The organism is Nocardia sp. NPDC001965 (genome assembly GCF_053594175.1).
In genome coordinates this window covers 247,048-267,293 of the sequence record NZ_JBSFDZ010000002.1, presented here as the reverse complement: position 1 = coordinate 267,293, position 20,246 = coordinate 247,048, and the positions used below count along the sequence as shown (strand labels likewise).

Here is a 20,246-nt window from a genome sequence, read left to right as displayed (position 1 = left end):
GCTGGTGGGTTTACAGCAGACCGAACGCCATACCGGGGGTGCGGTTTTCGGCGAATTGTCCGCGAATAGCGGACATGATCCGGCCGCTGCTCATGCGACCGTTGATCTCGTCAGCATCGAGCCGAGCCGGGAGCGACCTTGTCCGTATTGTCCACACGTGCACTCAATCGGGCGGCGCTGGCCCGGCAGCTGCTGCTCGATCGCGCCGATCTGCCGGTGCTCGACGCGGTCACCCACCTGTGTGGTTTGCAGGCCCAGGAACCGCAGGCACCGTTCACCGGGTTGTGGTCGCGGCTGCGTTCTTTCGAACCGGCAGCCCTCGACGAGCTGCTGACCACGCGGCGGGTGGTGCGGACCCATCTGATGCGCCGCACGGTGCATCTCGTCACCACCGACGACGTACTCGCCTGGCGGGCCCGGCATGCCACGCTGCTGCGCCAACGGGTACTGGGGGTCTACCGTCGCGAATTGGACGGGGTGGATCTCGACGAACTCACGGCGGCGGCCCGCACCGAGCTGGCGGACGGAAAAGCCCATACGATGCCCGAACTCGGCCGCGTCCTCGCCGTCCGCTGGCCCGCCGCGGGATCGCGGGCGCTGGGCGAGGCCGCTGTCGCGGCCCTCGTGCCGACAGTGCAGCTACCGCCGCGGGGGCTGTGGCGCCGGACTGGAGGCGCGCGCACCGTATCGATGGCCTGGTGGGTGGGTCGCGAGGTCGATCCGCCCGCTCCCGGCGGTTCCGATCCGGTCGGTGAAGCGCTGGTGTTGCGGTATCTCGCCGCGTACGGTCCGGCCACGGTGGCCGACCTCCGGGCCTGGTCCGGTCTCGCCGGACTCCCCGCCGCGGTGGCCGCGATCCGCGAGAGGCTCGTCGCCTTCCGGGACGAGCAGGGCCGGGAGCTGCTGGACCTCCCGGACGCACCGCGCCCCGACCCGGACACACCGGCGCCGGTGCGGTTCCTGCCGGCGTTCGACAACGCGATCCTCGGCTATCACGATCGCGGCCGGATCATCGATCATGCCCATCGCGGCCTGTCGGTCGCCGGTGCGCGCGTCGTGCTCGTGGACGGCCGGGTGGCCGCCACCTGGACCGTCGAGGCGACCGCGTTGACGGTCACACCGTTGCGCGGTCTCGCCCGGGCCGAGCGCACCGCCGTCGCGGATCACGGGCGCGAACTCGCGGCGTTTCTCAGCGACGACGAGAACTGCTCCGTGCGGGTGGATGCGGGTACCTCGTAGGGACGGTCGCGGTACCACGGCGACAGTGGTCTGCGGGCTCCGGAGTCCGTGCGGTCTCGGCGGATGCCGAGGGTGTGGCATGTCGAGGTGTCGAGGTGTCGAGGTGTCGAGGTGTCGAGGTGTCGAGGTGTCGAGGAGGACAGGGGCGCAGAGGTGCGCTTTCCACGTCGGCCCGGTCTCCGGTCCGCGCCGCCGGGGCTACGGTGGGGAAGGCGGCGCCGCATGCCGCGGGTCCGTCCGGAAAGGAATCAGCCACTGTGAGCGTGCGAATCGAGAAAGACGATGCTGTCTGGACGGTCGTTCTGGACCGCGCGCAGGCGCGCAACGCCGTGGATACCGAGCACGCCCAGGCGCTGTTGGCGGCGTTCGAGGAATTCGACGCCGACCCGGACGCGGCGGTGGCGGTGCTGTGGGGCGCCGGCGGGAACTTCTGCGCAGGAGCGGATCTGAAAGCGGTGGCCGCGGGGACGATGCAGGCGTTGCCGCCCGGGGAAGGCGCACCCGGGATGGGGCCGACGCGGTTGCGGCTGAGCAAACCGGTTATCGCCGCTGTCGACGGATATGCGGTGGCCGGGGGGCTCGAGCTGGCCCTGTGGTGCGATCTGCGGGTCGCCGATCCCGGTGCGGTATTCGGTGTGTTCTGCCGCCGCTGGGGTGTGCCGTTGATCGACGGGGGCACGGTGCGGCTGCCCCGGTTGATCGGGCTCAGTGCGGCCCTGGACATGATCCTCACCGGCCGCCCGGTCGAGGCGGCCGAAGCGGCCCGGATCAACCTCGCGAACCGGGTGAGCGCGCCGGGGCACGCGCTGGCGGAAGCCCGGGAACTGGCACGCACGCTGGCGGGTTTCCCGCAGGTGTGTCTACGGGCGGACCGTGCCTCGGCGCACGAGCAGTTCGCCTACGGCCTCGACGACGCGATCGCCAACGAATGGCGTCACGGGCTGCGGGCGCTCGAACACGACGCCGGCCCGGGTGCCGGGCGGTTCGCCGCCGGTGCCGGCCGGCACGGGACGTTCACCGGCGACAGCGCCGGTGGTGCCGAACCGGGCCGGGCCGGGTAGGTGCCGCCGCGGTCGTTGCCGGCTACCTGTCGGCCCCGAACGCGAAGCGATCCACTACGTCGTAGCGCCCGGCCGGTGTCGCGCAGAGGAGCCGGTACAGCAGCCGCAGCGGCGTGGTGGGGATCCGTTCGAACCCCGCCAGAGCGGCGGCGTCTTCGAGGAATCGGAGCCGCGGGTTCCAGCGTTCCAGTTCCCGGATATCGCCGATACCCCAGGTGACGATGCCCTTGGTGAAGATCTTCGACAGGCGCGGGGCCAGTGGAGACAAACTGTCGAACAGGATTTCACCACCGGAGAAACGATCCGTGAGCCGTTGCAGCAGCATACGTACCTCTGGTTCGCGCAGGTACATGAGCAGGCCTTCGGCAATGACCAGGACGGGCCGATCGGCGGGGATCTCGGCCGACCAGGCGGTCTCGGTCACCGACGCGCCGATCATCCGGTAGCCGTCGCCCTCGTCGTACAGTGTGCGCCGCAACGCGATGACCTCCGGCTGATCGACGTCGAACCACCGCGACCCGGACGGTGGACGCAGCCGGAACGCCCGCGTGTCCATTCCGCACCCGAGATGCAGCACAGTGGCGTCCGGACAGTCGCGCAGGAAGTTCGCGGACCATTCGTCGAGCCGGGCGGCCCGCAGCGCGACCAGCCACTGGTTCAGCCCGGGCCGGACGGAGCGGTGGATTCGGGGCCAGTCGTAGTTGATCCGTTCCACCGCTTCCGACGCCGCGCCGTCGCCGAGTATCGGATGCGGTGCCCGGCTGTCGCAGGCTCGCAGATACAGAGTGACGAGGTTGGTCCACTCCACCGAACCCCATCGCACGGTGCTGAAATCGACCTTTTCCGCCTGGGTCACGCTATATCCGGGTAGTTCGACGAAGCCGGGTGTTGACGAACTCGCCCAGCCCCCAGCGGCCGAGCTCACGGCCGTAACCGGACCGGTTGACGCCGCCGAACGGCAGGCCGGGGAGCGTGGTCCCGTGCTCGTTGACGTAGGCCATACCGACATCGAGACGATCGGCGACCTCCGCGGCTCGCCCGGTATCGGCGCTCCACACCGACCCGCTCAGGCCGAAGTCGACATCGTTGGCGAGCCGCACCGCTTCCTCGGCCGAGGAGACCTTGTAGACCATCGCGGCCGGGCCGAAGATCTCCTCGGAATACGCGTCCATCTCCGGGGTGATCCCGGTCAGGACGGCGGGCCGGAGGAACGCGCCGTCACCGTCCAGCGGTGAGCCACCGGTGTGCAGGGTCGCGCCCTGGGATACGGCGGTGCGGATCTGCTCGGCGACGGTATCGCGGGCCGAAACCGACGACAGCGGCCCCACCTGGGTTCCGGGATCCGCGGGGTCACCGACCACCGCATTGTCGAACTCGCCCACCAGCCCCTCGACGAAATCGTCGTAGAGATCATCGAGGACGATGAAGCGTTTCGGGGAATTGCACGCCTGCCCGGCATTGGACAATCGGGCCTGCGCGGCGGTCCGGACCGTTTCCGCCATATCGTCGGTATCGAGCAGAATGAACGGATCGGAACCGCCGAGTTCGAGCACCGACTTCTTCAGGTGCTTCGCGGCCTCCTCCGCGACCGCGGCACCCGCTCGCTCACTTCCGGTCAGCGAGACGCCGCGGATCTCCGGACGCGCGAGGAGTGCGGCGATCTGACCGGAGCTCGCGTAGACGTTGATATAGGCGTTCTCGGGAACCGACGCCTCATGGAACACGTCCGCCATGAGTTTCGACGAGGCGGCGCAGATGGAGGCGTGTTTGAGAATGATGGTATTTCCCAGCAACAGGTTCGGTGCGGCGAAACGAGCCACCTGATAGTAGGGATAGTTCCACGGCATCACCCCGATGAGCGGTCCTATCGGTAATTTCTGTACGACCGATTCGTCGGCGCCCTGGGGGTCGAGCCGTTCGGTTTTCAGCAGGTCGGGTCCGTGTTCGGCGTACCAGCGGTAGATATCCGCGGCGAGCTGCACCTCCCCGGCCGCCTCTTGTGCGGGTTTGCCCATTTCCCGGGTGATGGCGGCGGCGAGTTCGGCCGACCGTTCCTCGTACAGATCCGCGGTGCGCGCCAGCGCGGCGGCGCGTTCGGCCACCGAGGTGAGCCGCCATGCTTCGAATCCTTCGGCGGCCTGTTCGGCGAGCTCGGAAATCCGATCGTCGGGCAGCCCCGGGAATTCGTGTTCGGTAGTACCTGTGGTCGGGTTCGTCGTCACATAAGTACTCATGTCACGATGCTACGGACCGGCGGACCGCCGGGCAGGAAACTGTTCGTCGGATTCGTTCATCCCGGCGATCGCGCTGCACGGCCCGGTTGTGCGGACATGTATTCGTCGCGGACTCATTTCCGTGGTGATATCAGATTCTGATCCGCACAATTCGCGTCATTCTCTCGACGGTCTCCTCGGCTGTCCGTCCATCGACAATTGTTCTCTACGAACGGGAGTCAGGTCAGCGCCGCCTGCATGGCCACTCCGTCGACATAGGAATGCTTCTCCACGACCGCGCCGTCCGCCACCAGGACATAATCCGCGAGATCCACGCTGACGGGTTTGCCGGTAGCGGAGGTCCCGGTCAGCTGCCACTGCACCACCCAGAAGTCCGCCCCGAACCGTGCGGAGACGAGACCGAACGCCAGATCCGGAACGAGGGCGAAGGTGCCCGCCGCGGCCGCCCAGATTGCGTCTCGGCCGCGTGCGGGTTCCTGTCCCGAATGCAGGTGGAATATCGAATCGGGAGAGTGCAGTTCGACGATCCGGTCCGGGTCGCGATCGACCCAGCAGGCGTGATAGCGCTCGAAGAGTTCACGAGTTGTCGTGGTCACGGGTTACCTCCGGGGTGCGTATTTCGGGAAACGGTCCGATCGGGGAAACCCAGTATCGGAGCGGGGGATCCGCCCTGGCGATGGGCGCCCGCCACCACTTCGGACGGTGCGTTGTGCCGGTGCACAATCGGCGCTGGGGTCGGCGGCAGTCAGCCGGGCCACATCCGCCGATCGTTCGGGGCACCCGCCGATGCGGATGAGCTGTATCCGGCCCTGCAAACACGATCACTCCGGGCCCCGGATCCGCGTCGGCCCGCACGGCCGGGCCGGTCCACCGTGTCCGCGTGCGGTCCCGGACCGCGACCACCAGGAATCCGATGCCGAACACCGAGATCGTGCGGGCCGCGAACAAGGTCCGGAACGCGGGGCTGGTGCGCAGCGGTGTCAGGTCGACAGCGATCCGGGGTGACGGGGCCGGTGTGGTTCGACGGCGCGGGCGGCGTCCGCCCCGGCCATGGGCGCTCCTCTCTTCGTCCGGCGGAACACCACGGGCGACGGCCGGTCGAGGGTAACGGGCGCGGGGCGGGCCGGCGCGACGCGGTGCTGTTCAGGCCGCGGCGGACCGGGCGGGACCGGCCGGTCGCAGGAGGACCCAGGAGAGGCAGGCCGCTGCCGTGCAGCCGCCCAGTACGGTGAGGACGAAGACGGTCCAGCCGCAACGCTCGTAGGGGAAACCGAACAGCCAGCCGAGAACGGCCGAGCCCGCATAGTAGAAGAGCGAGTACAGCGCGGAGGCGGTGGCGCGGCGCGCCGGCGTGGCGAGCTGCCCGACCCAGCCGGATGCCACCGCGTGGACGGCGAAGAAGGCGGTGGTGAAGAGGAGGAGTCCGGCGGCCAGCGCGCCGAGCCGGCCCAGCAGGGTCAGCGCGGCACCCGCGAGCATGAGCGCGACGGCCACGGCGAGAGTGGTGCCGCGTCCGAAACGTCCGGCCGCCGAACCGGCCACCCGGGCGCCCACGGTCCCACCGAGATAGGCGAAATAGAACAGGCCCACTCCGGCGGCGGACAGACCGTAGGGCGGGTCCGCGAGGTGGAAGCCGAAGTAGTTGTACAGCGCGACGAGGCTGCCCATGAGAACGAAGATCAGCAGGTAGAGCCCGAGCACGGGCCGGTGTGTCAGGCAGGCGCCGAGATCCCCGGCCGTGGTGGTCACCGCCGTCGGATCGGTCGCGGGGGCGGACGCCCCGGGCACCTCGGGTCGTGGCCGGGACTTCCAGCCCGCGACGACGAACAGGCCCGCGAAGAGCAGCGATATCAGCGCCACGCCCAGCAGCGCGCCCCGCCAGTCCGCGATCTCCGCGAGCGTCGCTCCGGCCACCCGGCCGGCGAGCCCGCCGATCGTGGTGCCGGAGACGTATATTCCCGCGACGACCGGGACCTCGTGCGGGCTGACCCGTTCGACGATATAGGCCACCGCCAGCGCCGCCATGCCGGCCGCGCCGATCCCCTGGAGGACGCGGATCGTCAGCAGGATCCCGAAATCGGGTGCCGCGGCGGCGGCGAAGCTCATGACCGTGGTGATGATCAACGATGAGCAGATGACCGGGAACGCCCCGAACCGCTTGGCGAGTACCGCCCACACCAGCACGGAGGCGGCGAGACCGAACGTGGCGGCGGAGATCGTGAGCGACGCCTGCGCGGCCGACAGATCCCAGCCGGGTTCGGCTTCGATGAGGGGCAGCACACTCTGTGGCGCGTACAGCTGGGCGAAGGTGACGACGCCGGCCGAGAACAGGGCCAGCAGCAGCATCCGGTAACGCGGCTCGCCCCGGTGGAGCTGCGTATCGACGACAGCGGCGCTTCGCGGTGGTTCGAGCGTGCGGGTCGATGTGCTCACGGCGGTCAAGGTAGACCGCGGCGCGATCACTGCACAATTGCATGATCGAAGGGTCGGATATGCTTTTCCGCATGAAACCGGGTGATGCTCCGGATCTCGACGAGCTCCTCGACCACGGGGTGCGGTCACTGATGCCCGAACTGGCCGTCTTCGTCGGGCTCGCGGACTGGTCGACCTTGACCGGTGCGGCGGACCGGGTCCGGATCGGCCAGCCGACCGCCAGCCGCATGCTGGCCCGGCTCCAGCGCGAACTGGGCCTGGATCTGGTCCGCCGCGAAGGCCGCAATATCGTTCTCACACCCGCCGGCCTGCGACTTCTGCCCTTCGCCAGGCGCAGCCTTGAAGAGTTGCAGCACGGCATTCTGGAAGCCCACGAGGAGGGCACCAGATCGCGCGGCACGGTGACCCTGTCGTTCCTGCACACTCTCGGGGCTCGATTCGTTCCCGAACTCATCGCCGAGTTCCGCGTCGACCACCCCGGTGTGGACTTCGTTCTCATGCAGGACAATCGGGAGAACTGCCTGCGCTCACTGGGCCGGCGGGAAGTCGATCTCGCCTTCGTCTCACCCGCGCCCGCGGAATCGATGTACATCTCCAAAACGATCCAGGCGCAGGAACTCCTGCTCACCGTGCCCGCCGGGCACTGGGCGGCGAGCAGGAGTTCGGTGGACCTGTCGGAGGTGCAAAACGAGGATTTCATCGTCTTCACACCCGGTGTGGGTCTGCGTTCACTGAGCGACACCCTGTGCCGGCAGGCCGGGTTCACCCCCAGAGCGCGGTTCCAGGTCCAGGACACGACGACCGCCCGCGGGGTCGTGGCCGCCGGTCTGGGCGTCGCGATACTTCCGCATTCCGACCAGAAGGTGGCGGTGGGCCGGGGATGCCGCGAGATCCCGATATCCGGAGCGCTGGCGGAGCGGCAGCTCGTGCTGACCTGGCTGACCGAACCGCGGATCACCAAGGCGTCCGGCGCTTTCCGGCGCTTCGTGCTGGACAGGTTCGCCCCGGTGGGGGAGCGGGAGCGAACAGCGGTGGCCGAATAGCGGCGCGGGCTCGGCTCACCCGGTGGCCGCCCGGTCGGCGTGCGGCCGGCTCGGCGGTATCGGCCGGTCGAGTCCGCTGCCGCCCGGCGGGCGGGTCGCCGCCGCGCTCAGCGCCCGGCTCATGACCACCGATCCGTGTTCGACGAACGCACTCATCGGTTCGGCGAGCGCGTCGGGTAGGACGTCGGTGTGCCAGATGAACCGGGTCCGGCCGCCGTTCTCGGGGAGCGCCTGCATGGTGGCGTGGTGGTGGGACGGATGCAGGCTCCCGCCGACCACTGTGTAGGCGACCTGCCTGCGTACCGGATCGAGATCGACGAGCCGTTCGGCGACTGTCGTCCCGTCGGCGAAGGTGACGGTGCGGGTGTCGGCATCGAGCCGGGTATCGGTGACGAACCCGGGTGCGAGGCGCTCGTGGACGGCGCCGAAATCGCTCAGCACCTCCCAGACCGCGTCGGGTGTCGCTTCGACGACGAATTCTCGATGAATGGATGCCATGTGGTTTCCTCTCGGGGGTGCGCGCGAGCAGATGTTCGCGCCGCTGTGGTCGCTTGCCCGCTCAGCATTGCGGCCGGACCGCCCGCTGGTCTTGAAGATTTTTGCGGGGCTCTTCTCGTCGTACCCGCGGCGTACGGTCCGCAGATGCTGTCCGCTTCGATCCTCGCCGCCCGGCCGGAATACACCGTGACCACCGTGGCCTGCCGTTCCGATCACACCCGCTGGTCGGAGCCGGAGGCACGCGACGATCACCGTCTCGTGCTGGTCCGGCACGGGCGGTTCCGGCGCCGGGCCGACGGGAGCTGCGCCGAGCTGGACACGACTGTCGGTTATCTGGGCACACCGGGGGAGGAAGAGCGGTTCGCCCATCCCGCCGGCGGTGACGCCTGTACTGCGGTGACCGTCGCACCGGAATGCTGGGAGGGGCGGGTGAACCCCGGGACGGTGTATGTCGACGCGCGTATCGAACTGGCACATCGCCGACTGCTGGCTGCCGCCGGCGGCGGCGATATCGACTACGCACTGACCGAGGAACTGCTCCGGCTCGTCGCGCTCGCCGCCGGCGGGCCGAGCCCGCTGCCCCGGCCCGCCGACGCGGCGCTGGTCGCGGCGGCTCGCGCGGCGGTCATCGCCGACGTGCCCGCGGCGGCGGGGTTGTATTCGCTGGCCGGGCTGTTGGAGGTCTCGCCGTATCGGCTGAGCCGGATATTCTCCCGGCATATGGGCCTGTCGCTGACCCGCTACCGGAATCGGGTCCGCGTCGGCCGGGTCGTCGACAGATTGGCCGGCGGCGAAACCGGCCTCGCCGATCTCGCCGCCGCACTGGGCTTCGCCGATCAGGCGCATCTCACCCGCACGGTTCGCGAACATCTCGGCTGTACACCGGTCGCGCTGCGCCGACTGCTCGACCGGCCGGATCCGGGCTCCGCTACCGGCGGAATCACGCGCCCCCTAGCCTGATCGGGTGATACGCAGGGAGTGGAACACAGTCCTCGAATCCAACCGGGCGGCACTGATCGGCGCCGTGCGACCGCTCACCGACGAACAGAGCCGCCGTCGGCTGGTCCCTTCGCTGACCACCCCGATCGGACTGATCAAACACTGTGCCGCCGCCGAACGCGTATGGTTCCAGCGCACGGTCGGTGGGCTCGCGGAGTCCGCCTGCGACGGCTACGCCCGCGGCGACGACGCCGGTTGGAAAGTCCCGCCCGGACAGACCCTGGCACAGGTGATCGCCGAGTACGAAGCCGCCGCCGACCGGTCCCGCGCCATCGCGCGGACCGCGGCCGACGACGACATCTTCGTCCACTACCGGCGTGGTGCTGTCAGTTTCGCCTGGATCTGCGCGCATATGATCGAGGAGCTCGCCCGGCACGCCGGACATGCCGACATCCTGGTCGAACAGATCCTCACCGCGGATTCCGTGCGCTGAGCACGCGGCCCCCGGGTGAGTGCTCCGCCCGGAAGGGACGGTGGCGGCATCCGGTCCGGCCGTCGTACCGCCGCGGGCCGTGACCCACGATCGCAGCGGCCCGCGTTGTGTTGTGCTCGCCCGCCGACCAGCAGAGGACGTGGTGCATGACGAAGAAGAAGATCCAGGTGGCGCTCGGAATCGATGTCGATTCCTGCGCGGGATGGCTCGGTTCCTACGGCGGCCAGGATTCGCCCAACGATATGCAGCGCGGGGTGTTCGCCGGTGAGGTCGGTGTACCGCGGTTGCTGCGACTGCTCGAACGGCGCGAGATCCGGAGTACCTGGTTCTGGCCCGGGCATTCCCTCGAAACCTTTCCCGCCCAGGCGCGGATGTGTGTCGAGGCGGGACACGAGATCGGCGCCCACGGATACAGCCACGAGAACCCTCGCTCGCTCACCGTCGAGCAGGAACGCGATGTCATGGCGAAATGCGTGGAACTGATCGAGGAACTGTGCGGCCGCCCGCCGCGGGGCTATGTGGCGCCGTGGTGGGAGATGAGTGCGCATACGGCGTCGATCCTCGCCGACTACGGATTCTCGTACGGGCATTCCCAGAACTACAACGATTTCGTCCCGTTCTATGCCCGGGTCGGCGACAGTTGGACACCCGTCGACACTTCCGGCCCGGCCGCGCGATGGATGAAACCGCTGGTGCACGGCCGGGAGATCGACCTGGTCGAGTTCTGCGGTAACTGGTACGTCGACGATCTGCCGCCGATGATGTTCATCAAGGCACATCCCAACTCACACGGATTCGTCAATCCGCGCGATATCGAACAGATGTGGAACGACCAGTTCGACTGGGTGTATCGGGAACTGGACTATGCGGTGATACCGGTGACCCTGCATCCGGATGTCTCCGGGCGGCCACAGGTACTGCTCGCGCTCGAACGCCTGCTGGATCGCTGGGCGGCCGCCGAGGGCGTCGAGTTCGTCACGATGGCCGCGGCCGCCGACGAGTTCCGGTCCCGCTACCCGTTCGACCGGCCGGACCGGCCGGAATGTATCGGTCGCTGACCCGTCCGGTCGATCCGCCGCGCCGCCACGGCGAGCAGGGTCACCTCCAGCGCGACGATGATCGCTGCGGTGAGTGCCGCCACCGGTGAAGCGGGCATCATGAAGGCGGTGTGACCGGTCAGGATCCCGCCGACGGCCGGCGCGGCCACCCGCCACCGGCCCGGCCGGCGGCTTCGCGGACGAGGAGGACACCGGCGCCGTACATCACCATCAGCAGTGGCAGCAGCAGCCAGGTGAACGGAACCGCGACCGCGGTGAAGGTCAGTTCCGCGCACAGGGTCGTCAGCAGCACCAGCGTCCACGCGGCGCGTAGCCGTCCCCGTTCCGGCGGGTCGTCGCCGGGTGCGGTGACGGTAGCGCGCGGGCGGGGCAAGGGACCGGCGGTGTCGTAGTGGTCCGTCATCGGTCGCGCGCGTCGATCAGGCCCCCGATATCGATCCGTGTCATCGCGTGCACAGCGTCGAGAATCCGTTCGGCACCGTCGCGATCGGCGGCCGCCAGCATTTCGGCCATCGCCTTCGGGACGACCTGCCAGGTCACGCCGAAACGGTCGGTGAGCGAGCCACCCGGCCCCTCCTTCCCGCCCTCGGTGAGGGCGGCCCACGCGATATCGACGTCCGCCTGGGTGTCACATTCGAGATACAGCGATATCGCGGCGCTGAAGGTGAACAGCGGTCCGCCGTTGTGGGCGATGTAGCGCTGCCCGGCCAGGTCGAAGACGACGGTGGCGACCCGGCCGTCCGTGTCCCGCCGCCGGTCGAGGATCGTCGATCCGGGGACGATCCGGGTGTAGTGTTCGGCGGCCTCTTCGGCACAGCCGTCGAACCACAGGAATGTGCTCGTTCGCATGGTGGTCTCCTTCGTATCGGTTGGGTCAGTGCGGTGCGGGGATCGGGTAGTCGTCGAGTTCGACGGTGTGGGCGACCTTCTCCATACCTCGGCCGACGAGGCGTTTCGGCAGGTATCGCATGGTGCGGACGATCTGGTTGCGTACCACGATCCGGCGGTACGAATCCGGCATCAGACCGCCGTCCCCGGCGTTGCGGGCGAATTCCTGTGCGTTGCCGACGAATCGGCGCATCTTGCGTTCGTAGCCCGGATAAGCGAGCGTGTGGTCGCCGCCGGCGGCCGCGAGTTCGCCGGCCAGGATGTAGGCGCCGACGAGCGCGAGGCTGGTGCCGATTCCGGACATCGGTGAGGCGCAATAACCGGAGTCGCCGAGCAGTACCGTCCGGTTGCGCGACCAGGTGTCCATTTCGACCTGGACGGTCCGGTCGAAATAGAAATCGGTGGCGTCGGCTATCCCGCAGAGCATTCGGGGGACCTCCCACCCGTCCCCTTCGAAGGCGCGGATCACGATCTGTTTCTGCGCGTCGATATCGCGGCGGTCGTAGTCCAGCGGTTCCGAGCGCAGGAAGAACCCGGCCAGCGCGGTGCCGGGTTCGGTCTTCGAATAGATGGCGGAGGTGCGGGCGGGCCGGCCGTTGCCCGCGGGGACGGTGTACATCAGCCGCCACCCGTCGTGGTCCAGTTCGGTCGCGGTGGTGAACAGCGATAGATACGAGCCGAGGTCGCGGAGGTAGCGCTCCTCCGGCCCGAATACGAGCCGCCGGATATCGGAATGCACACCGTCCGCGCCGATCAGGAGATCGAACCGCCGGGCCGCACCGTGTTCGAAACCGATATCGACGCCGTCGCGGTCCTGGTCGACCGCGCGGACCGAATCATCGAACACGTACTCGATATCGGTGCGGGTCACCTCGTGCAGAATCCGGGCGAGATCGGTGCGCAGAAGCGACATCTCGGCGACCGGGCCGCCCGAATCGCCGAAGACATCGGCACCCATGGTCGCGACTCGTTTTCCGGTGGCGTCGACGAACGCCATACCCCGGGCCCCGGTGTTCGCGGCCCGGATCTGTTCGACGATTCCCATCCGTTCGGCCACCTGCCGGGCGGTACCGCGGATATCGACCGGGTGGCCACCGCTGCGCAGCTCCGGGGCACGTTCCACGACGGTCGGGCGGAAGCCGTATCGGTGCAGCCAGAATGCCAGGGCCGGGCCCGCGATCCCGGCCCCGGAGATCAGGACGTTCCGGTTCTTCATCACTTCTCCTGTCTCTGGTCGAGGTCGCCCGGCCGGACGGTACCGGGGGACGGGGCGACGACTTTCGGATGTTCGGAACGCTGTATTGGTTACATCGTTCCCACCGGGCTCAGATTAGGCATATAGCGCTGTGGTTAGCCATCTTTGACGCGAGATTGTGTACTGGTTCGGAGCGTTGGTGAACTAGTACACTGAACGGGAATGTCAGAGCTGTACCGGAGCCTCGGAGGACCTATGTCGTCGCAGTCGCAGCAACCGGAGCCGCCCTACCGGGCGATCGCCGCCGCGATCCGCGCCCGGATCGCGAGCGGTGACCTCCGCCCCGGCGACCGGGTGCCCTCGATCAGGCAGATCGCCCAGCGCTGGGGGGTCGCGGTCGCGACCGCGACCAAGGTGACAGCGGTACTGCGCGCGGAAGGTCTGGTCGAATCGCGGGTCGGCTCGGGAACCGTGGTCAGCGCATCCGCGGCTCCGGGCAGGCCGGCGGTGCCCGCACCGGCCGTCGGGAAGCGGCCCGGGAATTCCGCCGACCGGCAGCCGCACCTCGCGCGTTTGCTGCGCGCCGCCGTCGCGATCGCCGATACAGAAGGACTGGACGCGGTGTCGATGCGACGTCTCGCGGTCGAGCTCGGCGTCGGGCCGATGTCGCTGTACCGGCAGGTGGCGAACAAGGACGAACTGCTCACTCTGATGGCCGGAGCGGTCTTCGGTGAACTGGATCTGCCGCAGCCGGGTTCACGCGGGTGGCGCGCCGACCTCGAGGAGATCGCCCGCCTGCAATGGCGGCTGTGCCGGCGGCATCTGTGGTTGCCCCGGGTCGTCTCGTTCACTCGCCCGCTGCTCGCACCCGACATGATGGCGCAGACCGAATGGGTACTCCGGGCGCTCGACGGGCTCGGACTGTCCGCGCAGACCCGGATGCGTGAGGCTCTCACCCTGCATTCTCTCGTCGTCACCGTCGCACTGTCGGCGGCGGCGGAAGCGGAGGCGGAGCAGAACACCGGTGTCACGCTCGACCGATGGCGGTCGGCGGCGCGCGTCCGCGCGGACGAGCTGCTCGGTTCCGGCCGTTTCCCGCGGCTCGCCGGAACCCCCGAGGAAACGACGGCCGATCTCGACGGACTGTTCGAATACGGATTGGCCCGCCATCTGGACGGTGTGGCTGTGATGCTCGCGGAACAGGCCCGCGCTCGCACGACGGGCTACGGGGCTCCCGCACCGTAGGCGGATCGTCCCGGGATCGCCGGACGCCGAATCCGGCGGCGCTGTCAGCGTGGCGTGATCACCACCGGCATATGGCGGACCCCGGTGTGTTTGTTGCTGCGGACATATTCCATCGGTCCGGTGGTGTCGATTCGTTCGACCCGGTCGAGCAGTACATCGAACATGACCCGCATCTCCAGCCGGGCCAGTGCCGCGCCGAGGCAGAAGTGCGCGCCGCGGCCGAAGGCCAGATGCGGATTACGGGCTCGCCCGATATCGAAGGTATCCGGGTGGTCGAACACTGCCTCGTCGCGATTGGCCGAGGCCCACCACAGCGTGACCTTGTCCCCGGCGGCGATGCGCCGGCCGCCGATCTCCAGATCGCGCGTCGCGGTACGCCGATTGTAGGGCGTGGAGGAGGCCCAGCGCAGCACCTCCTCGACCGCGGCCGGGACGAGACCGCGGTCCCGGTGGAGGGCCTGCCAGGCGCGGTGATCCGCGGCGAGCGCCGACATTCCGAGCGCGATCGAGTTGCGGGTGGTCTCGCTACCGGCCGCGATGATCAGACTCAGGAACATGCGTTGTTCGTTGCCGGTGAGCGGTTCGCCGTCGATGCGGGCGTGGGTCACCACCGACAGCAGATCCGCCCCGGGCCGTGCGCGTTTGCGTTCGAGGAGTTCGGTGCCGTAGGTGAACATACGGGCCTGTGCCCGTGCGAGGCGGTCGTCGACCTGGCCGACTTCCCGGTCGTCGTAATCGAGGGTGGTGTTCGCCCAGTCCATCAGTTCGTGACGGTCGTCCTGCGGTACTCCCGCGAGTTCGGCGACGGCCTGCAGGGGCAGTTCGGCGGCGATATCGACCAGGAAGTCGCATTCACGTGCGGCCACCGCCGTATCGACGATCGCGGTGGCCCGCCGGCGTAGGTCGTCCTCGAGGCGGCGCAACGCGCGTGGCGTGACGGCGGGCGCGAGCAACCGCCGCACCTGCGCGTGCCGCGGGTCGTCGGTCATGTTCAGCAGCGAACCGACCGCGGATCCGATCGGCATATCCTCCAGTGTGGTTCCGCCGCCCGCCCGGTCACCGCCGGTCTCGGAGGAGAAGGTGGCGCTGTCGGTGGCCGCGGCCGCGATATCGGCATATCTGCTGAGTACCCAGAAACCCTCGCCGCCGGGCGTATGCGGGGTGGGCGGGTGGAACCAGACCGGTGCCGCACGGCGGAGCCGGGCGAACACGGCGTGCGGGAATCCGGAGGCGAACCGGTCCAGGTCGGTGAGGTCTATATCGTCGTACACCGGCGGGTACCCTCCTTTTCGGCACGGCGGGCAGGGACGTCAGAGATTCCAGTGGTATCGGCTGGTCGGCACCAGGTCCAGTCCGGTGCCCGCACCGAATCGGGCGACGCTGGCCATCAATTCGGTGACCCGCCGGTCGAGTTCGCGGTCGTCGCCGCGGCTGCCGTAGAACGCGTGCGGATCGGTCATCGCCGCCATCGGGAAGTGTTCCTCGACAACGGCCGCGACCTCCGGTGTCGCCGGGGTCAGGGTTTCCTCGACGGCGTTCTGGATGTAGGCGACGGTGTTCTGGGTGCGGATGGCGACGGGGGTGTGCCGGACCCGCCAGTACCGCAGGTATTCCTCCCGGGTCATCGAGTCGGGTCTGCGCAGGAGCGCGATATTGACCAGGGCGTCGCTGCGGACCCCGTCGGGTACCGGCATCGGATCGAGCCGCACCTGTTCGTGGACGCGGTAGGCGTGCGGGGCGGGCTCCCGCGCGGCGCCGGCCACCGTGTGCACGACGGCGGCCGGGTCGCCACCGGTCCATACCGATACGAGCGCGGTGATCGGTTCGCCCGGGCCGAATCGCATCGCCGCGGGTGCTACGTCGGCATCGTCGAGGTTGAGCTGGACCGCGGTCGCGCCGTCGGCGGCCAGTGCCTCGCGCAACGCCGGTGTCGCCAGCCGCGCACCCGGATCGGTGACGTGCAGTGCGAGGATCACCTTCGTCATGGCGGAAAACTAGCACGTGTTTCAGTTCTTGATCCCATAATCGGGGTGGGAGGGCCGATCCGAGAGCCCATCCCGCCAGACCCGCGGGACCGCACCGCAGAAAGGCCGGCTCATGAGGTTCACCTACGCAGAGACCATGACCGACCCGTCCTGTTACGTACCGCTGGCGCAGGCCGCCGAGGCCGCCGGGTACACGTCGATGGCGCTGGCCGACAGTATCGCCTACCCTCGTGATTCCGACGCCACCTATCCCTATACCCCGGACGGCAGCCGGGAGTTCCTGGAGGACAAACCGTTCGTCGAAACCTTCGTGCTCGCCGCCGCGCTGGCCGCGGTCACCACGACGCTGCGGTTCACGCCGTTCGTCCTGAAGCTGCCGATCCGGCCGCCGGTGCTGACGGCGAAGCAGGCGGCGTCGGTGGCGGCGCTCAGCGGTAACCGGCTCGGGCTGGGCGTCGGGATCAGTCCATGGCCCGATGATTTCGAGATCTTCGACGTACCGTTCGACGGGCGCGGCAAGCGAATGGACGAATGTCTCGATATCCTGCGGGGTCTCACCGCGGGCGGATACTTCGAATTCCACGGCGAGTTCTACGATCTGCCGCCGATCAAGATCTCGCCGGTGCCCACCGAACCGATTCCCCTGCTCATCGGCGGGCACAGCCGGCCCGCACTGCGCCGGGCCGCCCAGCGCGGTGACGGCTGGATGCACGCCGGAGGCGACCCGGCGGAACTGGACCGGCTGCTCGCCGAACTCGACGCGCTGCGTGCGGAATACGACACCCGGAAGGATTTCGAGGTCCACGTGATCTCGGTCGACGGCTTCACCGTGGACGGGATCAAGCGATTGGAGGACAAAGGCGTCACCGACGTCATCGTCGGCTTCCGCAATCCCTACACCCGGGAGCAGGACGCCGAGAGTCTCGACACCAAGATCGCGAACCTCTCCCGTTTCGCTGAACACGTCATCGCCCGGACCGGGTGAGGTCCGCCGCGTTCCCGCGCGGCGGGCCCAGCGCCCCTCAGGTGGAAGCACACCTCATGCCGGGATCGCTCGACTGGGAAGGTGGGATGAGCGTTGGTGGCGAGCAGCAGATCGTGGCCACTCGGGAGGATCGGACCGGATCGCCGCCGAGACACGATTACGGCGCTGCCGGGTCGTCTCCGGGATCGCGATCTCCGGACCGCCCCGTCGCGCCGTTTCGTCCGGCGATACCGTGCAGCAGCAGATCCTCGAGCGATGCGGCGAACCCGTCCAGGTCGTCGATATCGCGGATACACATGGCGAACAGCGCGGCGCCCGCGATCGTGTCCAGCAGCGTATTCGAATCGAGTGCGGGCTCCGCCGCGGTACGACCCGAAGCCAGGTAATCCGACAATTCCTTGCGAGTCGGGGAATCGAGCCGTGCCGAAAGCTTCTGGTAGAGGCTCGGATCCGCGCGCATATCGGCCATCAGACCGGGCATCGCCGCGCGGGCCTCGGCCGAACCGAACAGTTGGATCGTCCCCCGGATCACCGTGCGTACTTCGCTCACCAGGTCCGGCGCGACCTCGTCGGTGCGCACATCCGGGAACACGGCCTTGGCGATCAGATGCGCCTTGGACGGCCAGCGCCGGTAGATCGCCGGCCGGCTGACGCCGGCGCGGGTGGCGATCGCGTCGATCGACGTCGCGGCGTAACCCCGTTCGACGAGGAGTTCACGGGCGGCGTCGAGCACCGCCCGGTCCACCGCGGGGTCGCGGTGCGGGCCCAGACGATGGCGAGCGGTCACGAAATCCGTCCTTGTCCGGATGAGCAGGAGTCGTTACAGTCTGTCACAACAAAGTCGTTACACCGTGTAACCGCTGTGCTCGGAGGAGGAGATTGTGCCCGCTGATCCCGCAGTCGTCACAGCCGATCGGACCTATCGGCCGGTGCCCCTGTTGCAGGACAAGGTCGTCGTGATCTCCGGTGTCGGCCCGGGCCTGGGTACGGCACTGGCGGTGGAGGCCGCCGGAATGGGCGCCGATCTGGTGCTGGTGAGTCGCACCGAGCGTAAACTCGAGCGGCTCGCCGAGAAGATCCGCGGCGGAGGTACCACGGTGGTGCCGGTACCGGCCGATATCACCGACGAGGAACAGCGTGCCGGGCTGGTCGATCGGGTGCAGGCCGAATACGGCCGGGTCGACTGCCTGATCAACAACGCCTTCGCCATACCGCCCATGGATCCCATCACCGGAATCGATCTCGCCGCGCTGCGCACGGCCAACGAGACGAATGTTTTCGCGCCCTTGCGTCTTTCGGCACTGTTCGCCGACGCGCTCGCCGCGTCACAGGGCTCGATCATCATGCTCAACTCGTGCGTGTCCTACAGCTCGCAACCCGAATACTCCGGCTACAAACTGTCGAAAGGCGCACTGGCGCACCTGGCCTCGTCGCTGGCGACGGAACTGGGTCCGCGCGGTATCCGGGTGAACAGCGTCGCGCCCTCGTATGTGTACGAGGACATCAACAAGGCGTACTTCGATTGGCTGGCCGCGCAGGCCGGCGTGACACACGACGATATCTATCGGGAGAAGGCCGCCCCCACCGATCTGCGACGGCTGGCCGGACCCGAAGAAGTCGCGCGCGCGACGCTCTTCCTGGCCAGCGATCTGGCCACCGCGGTCACCGGGCAGATGCTGACCGTCGACTGCGGTGAATTCCACCGCTGACCGCGCAAGGAGCGAACCGTGACGGATGTGAAGAAGCGAATCGTACTGTGGGGCACCGGCACCGTCGGGTCGATGGTGCTGGCCGAGATCCTGCGCCATCCGCTTTTCGAACTGGTCGGGGTCGGGGTGAGCAACCCGGAAAAGGTCGGACGCGACGCCGGGGACCTCTGCGGCGCCCCGGAAACCGGCATATCGGCGACCGATTCGATCGCCGACCTGATCGCCCTGCGTCCCGACGCGGTGGTGCACTACGGGCCCACCGCCCAGTTCGCCGACGAGAACATCAGGGTCATCGAGGCGTTCCTGCGCGCCGGGATCGATGTGTGCTCCACCGCCATGACGCCCTGGGTGTGGCCGGCGATGGACAAGATCCCCAGTGTCTGGCGTGATCCGATCACCGAGGCCTGTGCCGTGGGCGAGGCGTCCTGCTTCACCACCGGTATCGATCCGGGTTTCGCCAACGACCTCTTTCCGATGACCCTGATGGGTCTGTGCGGCGAAGTCCGGTCGGTGCGTGCCTCGGAGCTGCTGGACTACACCGACTACGAGGGCGACTACGAAGTCGAGATGGGTATCGGCCGGCCCCCGGAATACACCGCCCTGCTGGAGCATCCCGATCTGCTGGTCATGGCGTGGGGCCCGACCGTGCCCATGATCGCCGACGCCGCCGGGATCGGCCTCGATCGCATCACCACCACCTGGGACAAGTGGGTCACCCGGGTGGACCGGCCGTCGGCGAAGGGGACGGTCCGGGCGGGAACGGTCGCGGCGATCCGGTTCACCGTGAACGGCATCTACCGCGACCGCGAGGTGATCACCCTCGAACATGTCAACCGGATCGGTCTCGACGCCGCCCCGGATTGGCCGTCGGGTAGCCGCGACGATGTGTACCGCGTGGATATCGTCGGTACGCCGTCGATTTCGCAGGAGACCTCGTTCCGTTTCACCGACGGTTCGGGACGCACCCCGGCGATCGCGGGCTGCCTGGCGACCGGGATGCGGGCCCTCAATGCCGTACCGGCCGTCAACGATCTGCCGCCCGGCTGGGTGACGGCGCTCGATCTGCCGCTGATCGCGGGGGCGGGCACGATCCGCTGACGCGTTCCACCGCCGGGGCCGGTCTCGTCGAGGCCGGCCCTGTGGTTCTTCCTGGGTTGCCACGCCGCTTTTCGTGCACCGTTCGGATGTCGGTATGCCGTTCGCACTCGTGCGAGGCGGGTCGCCGTCACTTCGAAATGGCG

Annotated in this window: 21 protein-coding genes; 10 read left to right on the top strand and 11 right to left on the bottom strand. The window is 68.5% G+C overall.

Features of this window, described 5'->3' with window-relative positions:
• Window positions 1–147 precede the first annotated feature (147 nt).
• A complete protein-coding gene (locus ACWCPQ_RS05090; protein ID WP_449894901.1) occupies window positions 148–1,239 on the top strand; it encodes a winged helix DNA-binding domain-containing protein in 1,092 nt (363 codons plus the stop codon).
• Between the two features lie 257 nt (window positions 1,240–1,496).
• The gene (locus tag ACWCPQ_RS05085) at window positions 1,497–2,300 is read left to right on the top strand and encodes a crotonase/enoyl-CoA hydratase family protein (RefSeq protein ID WP_449894899.1); all 804 of its coding nucleotides are present in this window, start codon (window positions 1,497–1,499) and stop codon (window positions 2,298–2,300) included.
• A 22-nt stretch (window positions 2,301–2,322) separates the two neighbouring features.
• On the opposite strand, the gene ACWCPQ_RS05080 is transcribed toward ACWCPQ_RS05085, so the two are convergent.
• The 4 genes from ACWCPQ_RS05080 to ACWCPQ_RS05065 form a co-directional block, all read right to left on the bottom strand.
• Window positions 2,323–3,156 (bottom strand): class I SAM-dependent methyltransferase, encoded by an 834-nt coding sequence (locus tag ACWCPQ_RS05080; RefSeq protein ID WP_449894897.1) that lies wholly within the window; start codon window positions 3,154–3,156, stop codon window positions 2,323–2,325.
• Between the two features lies 1 nt (window position 3,157).
• Complete coding sequence (locus ACWCPQ_RS05075) at window positions 3,158–4,534, bottom strand: NAD-dependent succinate-semialdehyde dehydrogenase (protein ID WP_449894895.1); 1,377 nt, start codon at window positions 4,532–4,534, stop codon at window positions 3,158–3,160.
• Between the two features lie 218 nt (window positions 4,535–4,752).
• Entirely contained in the window at window positions 4,753–5,130 is a 378-nt protein-coding gene (locus ACWCPQ_RS05070; RefSeq protein WP_449894892.1) for a nuclear transport factor 2 family protein, read from the bottom strand.
• A 547-nt stretch (window positions 5,131–5,677) separates the two neighbouring features.
• A complete protein-coding gene (locus ACWCPQ_RS05065; protein WP_449894890.1) occupies window positions 5,678–6,967 on the bottom strand; it encodes an MFS transporter in 1,290 nt (429 codons plus the stop codon).
• A 71-nt stretch (window positions 6,968–7,038) separates the two neighbouring features.
• Between ACWCPQ_RS05065 and ACWCPQ_RS05060 the strand changes: the two genes are divergently transcribed.
• Window positions 7,039–8,010 carry a LysR family transcriptional regulator gene (locus ACWCPQ_RS05060; RefSeq protein WP_449894887.1) on the top strand — a complete coding sequence of 324 codons (972 nt, stop codon included), beginning with the start codon at window positions 7,039–7,041 and terminating at the stop codon, window positions 8,008–8,010.
• Window positions 8,011–8,025: 15 nt separating this feature from the next.
• Here ACWCPQ_RS05060 and ACWCPQ_RS05055 read toward each other — a convergent pair whose 3' ends face one another.
• Window positions 8,026–8,508: an SRPBCC family protein gene (locus ACWCPQ_RS05055; protein WP_449894885.1), complete on the bottom strand. Its 483-nt coding sequence runs from the start codon at window positions 8,506–8,508 to the stop codon at window positions 8,026–8,028.
• Window positions 8,509–8,652: 144 nt separating this feature from the next.
• Between ACWCPQ_RS05055 and ACWCPQ_RS05050 the strand changes: the two genes are divergently transcribed.
• The 3 genes from ACWCPQ_RS05050 (at window position 8,653) to ACWCPQ_RS05040 (ending at window position 10,998) form a co-directional block, all read left to right on the top strand.
• A complete protein-coding gene (locus ACWCPQ_RS05050; protein ID WP_449894883.1) occupies window positions 8,653–9,468 on the top strand; it encodes a helix-turn-helix domain-containing protein in 816 nt (271 codons plus the stop codon).
• A gap of 4 nt (window positions 9,469–9,472) precedes the next feature.
• Entirely contained in the window at window positions 9,473–9,940 is a 468-nt protein-coding gene (locus tag ACWCPQ_RS05045; RefSeq protein ID WP_449894880.1) for a DinB family protein, read from the top strand.
• Window positions 9,941–10,086: 146 nt separating this feature from the next.
• A complete protein-coding gene (locus ACWCPQ_RS05040) occupies window positions 10,087–10,998 on the top strand; it encodes a polysaccharide deacetylase family protein (RefSeq protein WP_449894878.1) in 912 nt (303 codons plus the stop codon).
• A gap of 118 nt (window positions 10,999–11,116) precedes the next feature.
• On the opposite strand, the gene ACWCPQ_RS05035 is transcribed toward ACWCPQ_RS05040, so the two are convergent.
• The 3 genes from ACWCPQ_RS05035 to ACWCPQ_RS05025 are packed head-to-tail and all read right to left on the bottom strand — an operon-like array spanning window position 11,117 to window position 13,102.
• Window positions 11,117–11,401, bottom strand: coding sequence for a hypothetical protein (locus ACWCPQ_RS05035; protein ID WP_449894876.1), 285 nt, complete (start codon window positions 11,399–11,401; stop codon window positions 11,117–11,119).
• Window positions 11,398–11,847, bottom strand: a complete 450-nt coding sequence (locus ACWCPQ_RS05030; protein WP_449894874.1) for a VOC family protein — start codon at window positions 11,845–11,847, stop codon at window positions 11,398–11,400. The genes ACWCPQ_RS05035 and ACWCPQ_RS05030 overlap by 4 nt, the downstream gene beginning before the upstream one ends.
• A gap of 25 nt (window positions 11,848–11,872) precedes the next feature.
• Window positions 11,873–13,102: an FAD-dependent monooxygenase gene (locus ACWCPQ_RS05025; RefSeq protein ID WP_449894871.1), complete on the bottom strand. Its 1,230-nt coding sequence runs from the start codon at window positions 13,100–13,102 to the stop codon at window positions 11,873–11,875.
• A 234-nt stretch (window positions 13,103–13,336) separates the two neighbouring features.
• Here ACWCPQ_RS05025 and ACWCPQ_RS05020 point away from each other — a divergent pair, with 234 nt between their 5' ends.
• Window positions 13,337–14,326: a TetR/AcrR family transcriptional regulator C-terminal domain-containing protein gene (locus ACWCPQ_RS05020; RefSeq protein ID WP_449894869.1), complete on the top strand. Its 990-nt coding sequence runs from the start codon at window positions 13,337–13,339 to the stop codon at window positions 14,324–14,326.
• 44 nt (window positions 14,327–14,370) lie between these two features.
• Here the strand turns inward: ACWCPQ_RS05020 and ACWCPQ_RS05015 are convergent, their stop codons facing one another.
• Window positions 14,371–15,597: a cytochrome P450 gene (locus ACWCPQ_RS05015; protein ID WP_449894866.1), complete on the bottom strand. Its 1,227-nt coding sequence runs from the start codon at window positions 15,595–15,597 to the stop codon at window positions 14,371–14,373.
• A 39-nt stretch (window positions 15,598–15,636) separates the two neighbouring features.
• Complete coding sequence (locus tag ACWCPQ_RS05010; RefSeq protein ID WP_449894864.1) at window positions 15,637–16,311, bottom strand: EthD domain-containing protein; 675 nt, start codon at window positions 16,309–16,311, stop codon at window positions 15,637–15,639.
• 112 nt (window positions 16,312–16,423) lie between these two features.
• On the opposite strand from ACWCPQ_RS05010, the gene ACWCPQ_RS05005 reads away from it, so the two are divergent.
• Window positions 16,424–17,296, top strand: a complete 873-nt coding sequence (locus ACWCPQ_RS05005) for a TIGR03619 family F420-dependent LLM class oxidoreductase (RefSeq protein ID WP_449894862.1) — start codon at window positions 16,424–16,426, stop codon at window positions 17,294–17,296.
• A 157-nt stretch (window positions 17,297–17,453) separates the two neighbouring features.
• On the opposite strand, the gene ACWCPQ_RS05000 is transcribed toward ACWCPQ_RS05005, so the two are convergent.
• Window positions 17,454–18,083 (bottom strand): TetR/AcrR family transcriptional regulator, encoded by a 630-nt coding sequence (locus ACWCPQ_RS05000; protein ID WP_449894859.1) that lies wholly within the window; start codon window positions 18,081–18,083, stop codon window positions 17,454–17,456.
• Window positions 18,084–18,177: 94 nt separating this feature from the next.
• On the opposite strand from ACWCPQ_RS05000, the gene ACWCPQ_RS04995 reads away from it, so the two are divergent.
• Both ACWCPQ_RS04995 and ACWCPQ_RS04990 read left to right on the top strand, forming a co-directional pair.
• Window positions 18,178–19,005: an SDR family oxidoreductase gene (locus ACWCPQ_RS04995; protein ID WP_449894856.1), complete on the top strand. Its 828-nt coding sequence runs from the start codon at window positions 18,178–18,180 to the stop codon at window positions 19,003–19,005.
• 72 nt (window positions 19,006–19,077) lie between these two features.
• Window positions 19,078–20,103 carry an NAD(P)H-dependent amine dehydrogenase family protein gene (locus ACWCPQ_RS04990; protein WP_449895527.1) on the top strand — a complete coding sequence of 342 codons (1,026 nt, stop codon included), beginning with the start codon at window positions 19,078–19,080 and terminating at the stop codon, window positions 20,101–20,103.
• Window positions 20,104–20,246: the final 143 nt, after the last annotated feature.